This window comes from Dokdonia pacifica (assembly GCF_900188275.1).
Taxonomy (GTDB): domain Bacteria; phylum Bacteroidota; class Bacteroidia; order Flavobacteriales; family Flavobacteriaceae; genus Dokdonia; species Dokdonia pacifica.
Genome location: NZ_FZNY01000009.1, coordinates 42312 through 53709 on the forward strand (window position 1 = coordinate 42312; position 11398 = coordinate 53709).

14 protein-coding genes are annotated in these 11398 nt (G+C 33.9%); 13 read left to right on the forward strand and 1 reads right to left on the reverse strand.

Annotated features, from left to right (window positions below; all coding sequences use genetic code 11):
- Positions 1-2 precede the first annotated feature (2 nt).
- Positions 3-470, forward strand: coding sequence for a hypothetical protein (locus tag CHB80_RS21220; RefSeq protein ID WP_143337207.1), 468 nt, complete (start codon positions 3-5; stop codon positions 468-470).
- 192 nt (positions 471-662) lie between these two features.
- Positions 663-1121: an OsmC family protein gene (locus CHB80_RS21225; protein ID WP_089373530.1), complete on the forward strand. Its 459-nt coding sequence runs from the start codon at positions 663-665 to the stop codon at positions 1119-1121.
- An 80-nt stretch (positions 1122-1201) separates the two neighbouring features.
- Here the strand turns inward: CHB80_RS21225 and CHB80_RS21230 are convergent, their stop codons facing one another.
- Complete coding sequence (locus CHB80_RS21230) at positions 1202-2047, reverse strand: DUF2911 domain-containing protein (RefSeq protein WP_089373531.1); 846 nt, start codon at positions 2045-2047, stop codon at positions 1202-1204.
- Between the two features lie 168 nt (positions 2048-2215).
- Between CHB80_RS21230 and CHB80_RS21235 the strand changes: the two genes are divergently transcribed.
- From CHB80_RS21235 to CHB80_RS21285, 11 genes are all read left to right on the forward strand, one after another.
- Positions 2216-2878: an MIP/aquaporin family protein gene (locus tag CHB80_RS21235; protein ID WP_089373532.1), complete on the forward strand. Its 663-nt coding sequence runs from the start codon at positions 2216-2218 to the stop codon at positions 2876-2878.
- Between the two features lie 141 nt (positions 2879-3019).
- Complete coding sequence (locus CHB80_RS21240; protein ID WP_089373533.1) at positions 3020-4132, forward strand: Gfo/Idh/MocA family protein; 1113 nt, start codon at positions 3020-3022, stop codon at positions 4130-4132.
- Positions 4133-4222: 90 nt separating this feature from the next.
- Complete coding sequence (locus CHB80_RS21245; protein ID WP_089373534.1) at positions 4223-4699, forward strand: SRPBCC family protein; 477 nt, start codon at positions 4223-4225, stop codon at positions 4697-4699.
- 17 nt (positions 4700-4716) lie between these two features.
- Positions 4717-5415: an SDR family NAD(P)-dependent oxidoreductase gene (locus CHB80_RS21250; RefSeq protein WP_089373535.1), complete on the forward strand. Its 699-nt coding sequence runs from the start codon at positions 4717-4719 to the stop codon at positions 5413-5415.
- Positions 5416-5651: 236 nt separating this feature from the next.
- On the forward strand, positions 5652-6959 hold the full coding sequence (locus tag CHB80_RS21255) for a cryptochrome/photolyase family protein (RefSeq protein WP_089373536.1): 1308 nt from the start codon (positions 5652-5654) through the stop codon (positions 6957-6959).
- Positions 6960-7089: 130 nt separating this feature from the next.
- Positions 7090-7872, forward strand: coding sequence for a tetratricopeptide repeat protein (locus tag CHB80_RS21260; RefSeq protein ID WP_143337208.1), 783 nt, complete (start codon positions 7090-7092; stop codon positions 7870-7872).
- A 135-nt stretch (positions 7873-8007) separates the two neighbouring features.
- Positions 8008-8364 carry a TfoX/Sxy family protein gene (locus CHB80_RS21265; RefSeq protein WP_089373538.1) on the forward strand — a complete coding sequence of 119 codons (357 nt, stop codon included), beginning with the start codon at positions 8008-8010 and terminating at the stop codon, positions 8362-8364.
- A gap of 18 nt (positions 8365-8382) precedes the next feature.
- Positions 8383-8700, forward strand: a complete 318-nt coding sequence (locus CHB80_RS21270) for a hypothetical protein (protein ID WP_089373539.1) — start codon at positions 8383-8385, stop codon at positions 8698-8700.
- Positions 8701-8714: 14 nt separating this feature from the next.
- Positions 8715-9926, forward strand: coding sequence for a hypothetical protein (locus CHB80_RS21275; protein ID WP_089373540.1), 1212 nt, complete (start codon positions 8715-8717; stop codon positions 9924-9926).
- A gap of 11 nt (positions 9927-9937) precedes the next feature.
- Complete coding sequence (locus tag CHB80_RS21280; protein ID WP_089373541.1) at positions 9938-10729, forward strand: alpha-ketoglutarate-dependent dioxygenase AlkB; 792 nt, start codon at positions 9938-9940, stop codon at positions 10727-10729.
- Between the two features lie 102 nt (positions 10730-10831).
- On the forward strand, positions 10832-11323 hold the full coding sequence (locus CHB80_RS21285; protein ID WP_089373542.1) for a hypothetical protein: 492 nt from the start codon (positions 10832-10834) through the stop codon (positions 11321-11323).
- Positions 11324-11398: the final 75 nt, after the last annotated feature.

The window sequence follows — 11398 nt, forward strand, 5'->3', positions numbered from 1 at the left end:
GCATGAAACACCTAAAATATGAAGAAACACAATCTATGTATTGGTTTACTTTGTTATTTGGAACAGTAACTATCTTTATCATAGCTGCCACCTATTTTCAATGGGGTAGTAATCCTATTTCCTCTTGGCTCTTTGCTCTTCCATTAATTGTCATCAATATACTTCCGATACTTGCCTTTTATAACATGAAGATTGTAATAGACTCCGAAGTAGCTAGTGTCAAATTTGGAATAGGGTGGTTACACAGAAAAATACCCATACAAGATCTTGACCTCACTACGGCAGAGGTTGTACGTCTTCCTTGGTATGCTGGTATAGGGTATCGTATCAATAGTAAGGGTACCTTTTTTAATACAAAACCAGGCACTGCAGTATTCATAAAGACAAAGAATAGAAATACCGAATTTTTTGTAGGCACTAAAAATGGAAAGCAAATTATAGCTCTTTTAGAAGAAATTCAAAACGCATAAAAATCATTTTATAGTAAACTATCTTTGAGACAAGCCTTGGAGTAGTAAACCCTTTGACGGTGCCAATAAAGCAATTGTGTAAAAAGTTACCTTACACGACATACCATTGAAAAGAATAACTAGTATCGCCATACTTAACTACATAAGTAGCGATATTTGGAAAACAGCAATAAACCAATAACTTACAAAACAATGTCGCAAGAAAATCAGCATATAGAAACCTTTAAAGCTACAGCAAAAGGAAATGGATGGACTACCATCACACAGATCACACATACAGAATGGGTATTACAAACTGATGAACCTATAGAAGATGGAGGTTCAAATACGGGAGCAAATCCTATGCAGTTCTTCACAGCATCATTAACAGGTTGTCAGAATGAACAAGCACAAGTCGTAGCAGAAGAACTAGGAATAACCATTAATAAGATTGATATTAAAATAGAAATTGATATGGATCTTTCAAGCTTTATGGGAATTACACAAACCTCTGAAAATAGTTATAAAGAAGTTCGTTTGAAGGCTAAGGTACATGGAAAATTAACGCAAGAACAAGTAATAACACTTGGTAACAAAGTAGATCATCGTTGCCCTATTTTAGGGTTGCTTAGATCAAGCGGTTGTACCATTAAAAGTAATTGGAGTATTTAATAACCAAACACAATTTAAACTTAAAAACGCCTTCAATGGTATTGAAGACGTTTTTAGTTATGCTATAAAAAAGTAAGAGTTTATAGTCCTCCCCACTCTTTTAGTGAATCCATATTTAATTTTATATAATCTGCATTTTTAGCCTCTTTAGCTCCTGCAAGAGATGCTTTAGCTGTTGCAATAGCACCTTTCTTATCTCCTGATTTTGCTTGGATAAGTGATTGCTGACGTAACTGCCAAAAAGCAGGCTTCTCTATCATTGACATTGCTTTATCCATATATTCTTTTGCTGTATTAATGTCTTTTCCATTGTTAGCCATATACACAGCAGCCGTATAATAATCTCCAGCACCAGGACCTTTCATCACTTTCTCTATTTGAGCAGAAACTGCATCATCCGTAGGAACTCCAAAAGGAACGCCTACATATGCATTCTCCCATAGTATTCCTAGGTTTGCTCCATCATTTTTAAGATCATCAAAAGTCATTGTAAATGACTCAATATCCATAGGCATTCGCTGTACAGGTACATTTACCATTGCTGCTACTTTTGAATCATCCCATTCTCTTGGTGCTCCACCTCCTTGGTACTCTGTATAAAAATATACCGTCCATGAAGAAGCTTCTGGTTTTGTGAAAATTGCATACGTTCCAGCTTTCAATTCTTTACCTCCTACTGTAAAATCAGTTGAAAATGTAATCTTAGTACGCTGGTTTGCTCCCGTTCTCCAGATTTTACCATAAGGCACTAAATCTCCAAAAATAGTTCTTCCACGCATTGCGGGTCTTGAATATTCTAAACTAACTTCTGTTAATCCAACTACTTGTTCCACTTTTGCAAACGGACTAGGTGCTGGTGTATTAATTTGAGCAGATGCACCTACTGTAAATAAGGCCATTGCTGCCACAAGGAGTAATTTTTTCATAATAATTTAGTTTTAAAAAGAGTTATATCGTTTGTACGTTTTATATACTACACTGGTTAGTGTATATGAATTACGTTAATCGTTTCACAAAAATACCATTCCCACATCTATCAAACGTTAACAAAATCTTAATATCGCAACACGTATCTTTGCATAAATCAAAAAAATATGAAGCGATATATCGCCGAACTTATTGGTACATTTTCGATGGTTTTTTGTGGTTGTGGAGCTATGACCATTAATGAAATTACAAACGGTGCAGTGACACATCCAGGTATTGCGATTACTTGGGGACTCATTGTAATGGGAATGATCTATGCCTTTGGAGATATTTCTGGAGCACACTTTAACCCAGCAGTTACTGTAGCTTTTGCTTACGCGAAAAAATTCTCTTGGCGTGAAGTACCTAAATATATCGTTGCACAAATCATAGGAGCAACACTTGCTGGAGCTATACTTTGGTTTTTATTTCCTGAAAGTGAGTTTTTAGGAAGCACCGTCCCTTCTTTTGAACATTACAAAGCCTTTATCTTAGAAATTTTACTCACCTTTTTCTTAATGCTGGTGATCATAAATGTATCTACAGGATCTAAAGAAATAGGCGTTATTGCTGGAATAGCCATTGGTGGTATTGTACTACTCGAAGCTATGTTTGCAGGCCCTATGACCAATGCCTCTATGAATCCTGCTCGTTCTATAGGACCTGCTATATTTTCTGGAAAATGGGAACCTATGTGGTTATACGTAACCGCACCTTTTATTGGTGCTTTCCTTGCTGTTGTAAGTTGTAAACTTGTAAAAGATGATCAATGTTGTGATGATGATTGTTAATCATTATATAAGAATACGGTAATAGTTTTGTAAGTCAAACTCATTATTAATAAATACTAACGTTATGTATCTCTATTCATAGCGACCTATCTTTTAGAAAAGAATTGCCTAACTTTCTGATGGCTTTTTAAAAGATACATTATGGATAGAAGAACCTTTAATACCAAACTATCAAAAGCAGTAGGAGGTGTTGCTTTACTAAGTAACATTCCACTAGCATGTGCTTTCGAGTCCTCAGAAAACAAAAAAAGCTTAGGCGTTGCTTTAGTGGGCTTAGGTATCTATAGTACCTATGAACTAGCGCCTTCCCTATTAGAAACCAAACATTGCCATCTCGCGGGTATCGTTACAGGTACTCCCGAAAAAGAAAATATTTGGGCAGAAAAATATAAGATTCCAAAAGAAAACATATACAATTATGACAACTTTGATACGATCATAAACAATGATAGTATTGACATTGTATATGTAGTATTACCCAATGCCATGCATGCCGATTTTTGTATCAGAGCAGCAAAAGCAGGAAAACATGTAATCTGTGAAAAACCAATGGCAGTAAGCGTTGCCGAATGTCAAGCTATTATTGACGCTTGCGCGAAAGCTAACGTTAAACTAAGTGTTGGGTATAGATTGCATTCCGAACCACATACGCAAGAAATACAACGTATTGTTAAAGAAAAGGAATTTGGTAAGATTAATTTTATCACTACAGAAGCTGGATATCCATCGTATGGAAATCCAGATCCTGACCAATGGCGCTTGAATAAAGCATTGTCTGGCGGTGGTGCACTAATGAATATGGGTGTATATGCTATTCAAGGAGCCATTTATGGTACAGGCGAAAATCCCATATCAGTCACGGCACAAGAATTTAGCACAAAACCTAGCTATTTTAAAGATACAGACGAGACTATTACGGCACAGTTTGAGTTTCCAAGTGGCGCTGTAGGTTCTATATTCACTTCTCATAATGCCAAAGCAGATCGTTTATATGCTTCTTGTGATAAAGGATGGTTTGAATTGGATATTGCCTATACCTATGGTCCGCTACATGGCCGTACATCTAAAGGAAATGAAATCACATTTCCGCACAAAAGACAACAAGCCCTGCAAATGGATGACTTTGCATTACATATTACACAAGGACTTCCAAACAAAGTCCCTGGTAGTATGGGATTAAGAGATCTTAAAATTGTAGAAGCTATTTACCAATCTATCAAAGAAGGAGGTAAAAAAATAGCATTGAATTTATAATTTTATCGAAATTTAAATTTTGTTTAACCAAATATGTTTTATTCTTAAACAAAATAATAATACTTTTATAGTCTATTAGTAAAATAGTCTATGAAAATATACACATTACACGCAAAACAAAACTTACCTATTACGCTTGAAGAAGCGTGGAGTTTACTATCTGATCCTAAAAACCTAAAGACCATTACCCCAGATTATATGGGATTTGAAATCTTATCTGGAGCAGATAGACCTATGTATCCTGGGCAGATTATCCAGTACATTGTCACCCCAGTATTAGGTATAAAAACCAAATGGGTCACAGAAATCACGCATGTACAAGATCATGCTTATTTTGTAGATGAGCAGCGTTTTGGTCCGTATGCATTATGGCATCACAAACATTTTATTAAAGAGATTCCTGGCGGTGTAGAGATGGAAGATATTGTAGATTATAAAGTTCCTATGGGAATTCTAGGACAACTTGTACACCCTATCTTAGTAAAACCAAAACTCAATGAGATTTTTGAATATAGAAAAAAGAAATTAATCGAACTTTACGGAGAATTTAAAGCTCCTACTTCATAATTTATAATACCATACACATGTCAAAAAACATACTTCTTATAGGCGGTAGCCACGGAATTGGTTTTGAAATTGCTCAAAAGTTACACTCACAACATACGGTATATGTAGCTTCTAGAACCAATGAAAACCTAGGAAATTTAGATGTAAATCATATTGCATATGATGCCGAGACTGATCAATTAGATCTTACCGCATTACCCGATCATATAGACGGTTTTGTATATTGTCCAGGTACGATCAATCTGAAACCTTTTAAAATGCTTTCTACAGATGTGTTTAGAAGTGATATGGAACTTAACTTCTTAAGCATGGTTAAAACCGTACATCAAGTAATGGCGCACCTTCAAAAGTCAGAACAAGCTAGCCTCGTATTTTTTAGTACGGTGGCTGTAAAAGTAGGAATGCCATACCACACGAGTGTTGCGGCTGCAAAAGGTGCTATAGAAGGCTTTGCAAAAGCACTGGCTGCTGAGTATGCTCCAAAAGTACGTGTTAATGTGATTGCACCTTCTCTCACAGATACACCCCTTGCAAAACGCCTTTTAAGTAATGACAAGAAAAAGGAAATGATGGATGCCAGACACCCAATGAAACGTGTAGGTAATCCGCAAGATATTGCTAATGTAGCTTCGTTTTTATTGAGTGATGAAAGTAGCTGGATTACTGGGCAAATACTAGGCGTTGATGGGGGAATGAGTACCTTAAACGTCAACTAATCATACTTGGTACGCTTTCGCGAAAGCGTATACTGAAACTATTTAGGCAGGTAAGTGTAAGCAAAAGTATATTTTGAATGTCACACTGAGCTTGTCGAAGTGTAAAGCCGAAGTACGAAATCGAGCTTGCGAGATTCACGACCAAAGGGAGAGCGAAGCGATAAAGCATACGCTGAATGCATAGAAAAACACTAAAATGAGATTTCCACTTTCGTGGGAATGAAACAAGAATATACATGAAAAAAGTAACCATCTTCTGGTTTAGACGTGATTTACGATTGAATGATAATATAGGGCTATTCAATGCCTTACAATCCGAATTTCCAGTACTTCCTATCTTTATTTTTGATAAGAATATTCTTGACAAATTACCAAAAGATGATCCTCGAGTGACATTCATTTTTGAGACACTCCAACAGTTACGTAAACAACTTCAAGAACAACATCAAAGCGCGATAGCATTCTATTATGACTCACCTGAAGCTGTGTTTGAAAAACTATCTACAACCTATGAGGTACAAGGGGTTTATACAAATCATGATTACGAGCCTTATGCACGAGAAAGAGATGAGGCCATAAAGGGTTTGCTTTCGCGAAAGCGTATACCGTTTCACACCTATAAAGATCAAGTCATTTTTGAAAAAGATGAAATCGTAAAAAATGATGGTCTCCCCTATGTCGTATACACACCCTATAAGAATAAATGGAAAGAACGTTTTAACCCCGAAATTGATTTAAAAGAATACAATACTACTGCATATCTAGGAAACCTTATACAGAATCAAGATCTTCCTGATCTTACCCTAGAAACTATGGGTTTTAAAGAAGCAACTATAAAAGTACCATCATACACAGTGACGGATACGCTCATCGAAAATTATGAAGCTACTCGTAATTTTCCAGCAAAGGAAAATGGAACTTCCCGATTAGGACCACATCTTCGTTTTGGTACGGTGAGTACACGCCAAATGGTCAAAAAAGCCATTGCACAAGAGAATGAGGTTTTCTGGAGCGAACTCATATGGCGAGAGTTTTTTATGCAGATTCTGTGGCATTTTCCGCATACCAAAGACAAGGCTTTTAAACCCAAATACGATCGTATCGAATGGCGGAATAATGAAGCAGAGTTTAAAAAATGGTGTGATGGACAGACGGGATATGCCTTTGTAGATGCCGGAATGCGAGAACTGAACACCACAGGTTTTATGCATAATCGTGTTCGTATGCTAGTGGCAAGTTTTTTATGTAAACACCTGCTTATCGACTGGCGATGGGGAGAAACCTACTTTGCAGAGAAGTTATTAGATTATGATATGAGTGCCAATGTTGGAAACTGGCAATGGGCAGCGGGTTCTGGGGTAGATGCAGCACCCTATTTTAGAATCTTTAATCCTATCACGCAAATTGATAAGTTTGACAAACAAAAGGAATATATCAATACCTGGGTTCCAGAATTACAAGAACTTACCTACCCTCCTATGATAGTAGATCATAAAATGGCACGCGAGCGTTGCTTGAAAGTATATAAAGAGGCTGTGGGGTAATACAAATAGTATGAGCCATATTACTCTTCTTTTAAATTTTTTAAAAGTCTTAATTTAGAAGTAACTTTATATATGTGTTTTATATGGTAGTTATAATCAATAGCAACGCTACCTAAACGAATATTAATATATGAAAACAATTATCTTTCTAATTTTTCTTCTAATGGTGTCATGCAAAAACAACAAGACGAATAAAACTGAGACCGAATTTAACATTATTCCAATTACAACATCTTCAAAAGAAGCAAAAAAATACTTTGAAGAAGCTAGATATTTAGTTCAAAACGGAATAAACGGGAATCCAATTGAACAATATGAGAAGGCTATTAAATTAGATAGTACTTTTGTAAGAATGTATAATTTTATATCTATCTATTCACCAAATGATTCAATAAAAAAACTGAATCATGAACTTGCAAAAAAATATACACATTTAGTATCTAAAGAAGAACAAATATTAGTTGATGCTACTGAATTTAGACTTAACAATCCAGAAGATATTTATGAAGAAAAGTTGTTTGAGCTAGCTAAATTATGTCCATCAGATAAATACCTACATCACACTATTAGTTTTTTACTTTTCAGAAAAAATCCTAATCTAGCCATAAAAGCTGGAGAAAAATCTGTAGCGTTAGATAAAAACTATGGCTCAGGTTATAACATTCTTGGATATGCCTATATAAATAATGTTGAATTAGATAAAGCTGAGGAAGCTTTTGATAACTTTATTAAAAGTGAGCCCGAAAATGGGAACCCCTACGATTCAAAAGCAGATTTAATGTTGCAACTAGGAAAATATAATGAAGCCTTGAAACTAAAACAAAAAGCTTTTGAATTAGATTCTTCTTTTGATTGGATTCCAGAAGAGATTATCGAAATTAAAGAAAAGATAGACTCACTAGACAATAGATAAATTACTAGTTATAACAACGTATTCTATGAAAAGCGTGATAGAAGTTAATAATTTGAGAATTCTTACTTCTAAAAAAATAATTAAGGCTAAAAACATATACAAAGACCGATTATAGCATATTAGAAAAGTAAATCCATGAGCAAATCAAAAATTGAAATCCCAATAGAAAGACTGGAACTCTATGATAACCTCATTGGAGATCATCCTACTATAGAAAGAAAAGGAAAAACAACACCTTATACTTCTATAAATGGCCATATGTTTTCTTTTTTATCTAAAGGAGGCACGATGGGATTACGGCTTTCTGCAGAAGATAGAGATGAATTCCTACAAAACTTCAATAGTCAATTAATGGAACAACATGGCCGGGTGATGAAAGAATATGTTGAGATCCCTAATGACTTATTAGAAAAAACTGAGCAATTAGCTGAGTACTTACAAAGGAGTCTAGATTATGTTTCTGGCTTAAAGCCAAAAACCACTAAAAAATAAAAAAGGAGTTTATAAATCATGGAATATACCATTCAAACATTAATAAGTCAAAAGGAAGTTTCTATTGAAGAGTTAAAAAAGAATGAAAATATAGAAGTAAATCATAAAAGACTAGCTGAACTTAAAAATGCAATATGTTGGCTTCAAAAATTATCTGAGTTAGACATAAAGAGTTTAAACAGATATGACATCATCGAACTTCCAAATTTGGAAACCGGATATTCTGATTATAGGATTATGAATGATTGCGAGTCTGATGATCGTAAAAACTGGATCGAATGGAAAGATCATCCAACTATAACTGCTGGCGATTTTATAATTAGCAAGAAACCATAAAAGGATTATAAAATATGAATACTGAAAATAACATTTCAAAAGACAAAAATATTCTTTTGATCTTATCGGATACTAAAGATCAAACTGGCAATCTTCAGTACTTAACCGAAAACTTTTGTGGAATTATTGTGCAAAGTTTCTCAGAAATTCAAACTTCCTTAGACCATGCAAGACTTTATGTATGTGGAGACATCAACAAGTATACTAATGAAGGAAACCATATACATATCATTCAAGAACTCTCTTATAATTATGAAAATTTCGATACAGAAAGTTATCAATTAATCACTTTAGGTCAAGTTCCAATTATTATTCATAATGCAGGTGTGTATTATAGGCACTTATTTGGTGATAGTGATTACTTCAATGCCATAAAATCTGAACACGATTTTCAAGAACTTACAGAGTCTAACAAGCAATCAACAGCTTTACGAAAAGGGATCTATCTAGCTGAGGTATCAAAAGATAAAGAGGAGTCGTTACATTTTCACTTATTGAGATGCTCTAGTAATTTGACAGGGCCTACCGATAATTTCAGAGATACAGATCATCACATAGTAGGATTATTAAACAATGCTGTCACGCATGACTTTGAACAAGAAACAAAATTAAATCACGTACTTGCTCAAATATACCTAAACAAGAAAAAAACGGACGGTAAAAAGAAAGAAGTTAAAGCAAAAATCAAAGCGCATTCTGATAAAACAAAAGATATGCCTAAAGAAGGACTTATTGCGTTTTGTACTTTTTATGACACTGCTAATTTTGAGCATTTACAACCTTCCAAAACAGATCCGTATGATTGGTGTTATAAACAAACAAGTGGATTAACACGATTACTATTTAAATTAAAAAATACCGTTGATGATGATTCTCTGGAAAAAGAATTCAGTGTTACTCTATATCCTAATTCTGCATTTTTAATTCCACTTTCTACAAATAGATTGTATACTCATGAAATTAGACCGTCAGTTCTAAATATAGATAAAATACCTGTCAGGATGGGATATGTAGTACGTTGCTCAAATCTAGAAGCTGTTTATGAAAATGATCAAACCTATATCAAAGAACAAGGGGAATTAATAAAACTAGAGGAAATGACTCAGGAAACTATGGATACTTTACGAGAATCCTATTATGAGGAAAATAAAACAGAGAAAAGAGTCAAGTATGGCAACGTTCATTTTAGTATGAATTCAGGAGATTATAAGAAACCTATCTATTAATATAGAAAATAATGAATGACATTGGCTTTTATAAAATTACGCTTCCCCTGGAAACCAATATTTTTCAAAAATTAAAAGATACCACTCATTTTGAAAACGTAGGTAAAGGGAGAATAGGGAATCATTTGGTTCAGGTAAGTGACCAAGGAGTTCCAATAGTAAGAACAACTACCAAATATACTGTTCCAGCACACAACTTCTCTCCTATTCATCATAATGTAATAACACATATAAATACAGTAATTCAAAATGAGGCATTAAACCATATTCCCTCATTAGACTTCAATAATGCATTGATTGAAGTGTATGATCATCAGTATACTAAAATGGGATATCATTCAGATCAATCACTAGATCTGAATCCTAACTCATATATCGGGCTTTTTTCTTGTTATGAGCATCCAGAGGAACTATCTGAACAAAACATTAGGAAACTTAAAATTATCAATAAAGAAACTAAAGCAGTATCTGAATTCTTATTGACTCATAATTCGGTGATATTATTTTCAGTAGCTACTAATACCAAGTTCCAACATAAGATTATACTAGAGCAAGTCAAAGGCAAAAAACCATTAGAAAAAGATAACAAATGGTTAGGAACTACTTTTAGAACTTCGAAAACATATGTTCAATTTAAAGATGATGTTCCATACTTTTCAAATGGAACCCCATTAACACTAGCAGATGAGGATCAACGACACGAGTTTTTTATCTTAAGAGGGCAAGAAAATAGAAATAACGATTTTATATATCCTGAATTAACATATACATTAAGTGAAGCCGATTTGATGATTCCTAAATAATAGAAACAGTTATTCTTTATGCCTTTGTAACATTTTATCTGTAACACTCACTAATTATATACAACTGTTATGATTGCAATTATAATCGCGTAGCATATTTATATGACATTTGATATTATACAACCGGCTTATTTTGAAAATCTTAAACCTTTTGCTCCATATTATAAGTGGATTACTGGAATAGGTTTTTCTATACTATATATCGATTTATATGGCGCTTCAATACTACCTAAAAATAAAACAACAACTATTATTTTGATTAGTGTTGTTCTTTTGTCTTTTATACTTTATATGTTAAACAATGCCCTTTTCACAAGGATAGGAAACATCTCTTTTGAAAATGAAAAGGTCATAATCATTAAAAATGATATTCGTTCTGAATTTTTAGTATCAGATATTAATGTTATAAAAATCTCAGGAAGAGATAGAAAACAGTATACGATAAAAGCGACACCACTGTTTGAAGAAATTATTGAATTACAACAAGATGATTTAACCCAACTCAAAAACTTTCTAACTGACCATCACATTGACTATAAACATCATTCAATCATGAACTGGTTAAAGAACTTAAGCTTTATAAAAAATAGATAGTTATTTCTTTATGAACAGGTAGTTATTCAAGAGTAGTCTTTAAACAGATAAACGTATAGTGAAATTAAAGAATTG

Coding starts and splice junctions, on each gene's coding strand:
- CHB80_RS21220 (WP_143337207.1), top strand. CDS start 3: ATGAAACACCTAAAATATGAAGAAACACAATCTATGTATTGGTTTACT.
- CHB80_RS21225 (WP_089373530.1), top strand. CDS start 663: ATGTCGCAAGAAAATCAGCATATAGAAACCTTTAAAGCTACAGCAAAA.
- CHB80_RS21230 (WP_089373531.1), bottom strand. CDS start 2,047: ATGAAAAAATTACTCCTTGTGGCAGCAATGGCCTTATTTACAGTAGGT.
- CHB80_RS21235 (WP_089373532.1), top strand. CDS start 2,216: ATGAAGCGATATATCGCCGAACTTATTGGTACATTTTCGATGGTTTTT.
- CHB80_RS21240 (WP_089373533.1), top strand. CDS start 3,020: ATGGATAGAAGAACCTTTAATACCAAACTATCAAAAGCAGTAGGAGGT.
- CHB80_RS21245 (WP_089373534.1), top strand. CDS start 4,223: ATGAAAATATACACATTACACGCAAAACAAAACTTACCTATTACGCTT.
- CHB80_RS21250 (WP_089373535.1), top strand. CDS start 4,717: ATGTCAAAAAACATACTTCTTATAGGCGGTAGCCACGGAATTGGTTTT.
- CHB80_RS21255 (WP_089373536.1), top strand. CDS start 5,652: ATGAAAAAAGTAACCATCTTCTGGTTTAGACGTGATTTACGATTGAAT.
- CHB80_RS21260 (WP_143337208.1), top strand. CDS start 7,090: ATGAAAACAATTATCTTTCTAATTTTTCTTCTAATGGTGTCATGCAAA.
- CHB80_RS21265 (WP_089373538.1), top strand. CDS start 8,008: ATGAGCAAATCAAAAATTGAAATCCCAATAGAAAGACTGGAACTCTAT.
- CHB80_RS21270 (WP_089373539.1), top strand. CDS start 8,383: ATGGAATATACCATTCAAACATTAATAAGTCAAAAGGAAGTTTCTATT.
- CHB80_RS21275 (WP_089373540.1), top strand. CDS start 8,715: ATGAATACTGAAAATAACATTTCAAAAGACAAAAATATTCTTTTGATC.
- CHB80_RS21280 (WP_089373541.1), top strand. CDS start 9,938: ATGAATGACATTGGCTTTTATAAAATTACGCTTCCCCTGGAAACCAAT.
- CHB80_RS21285 (WP_089373542.1), top strand. CDS start 10,832: ATGACATTTGATATTATACAACCGGCTTATTTTGAAAATCTTAAACCT.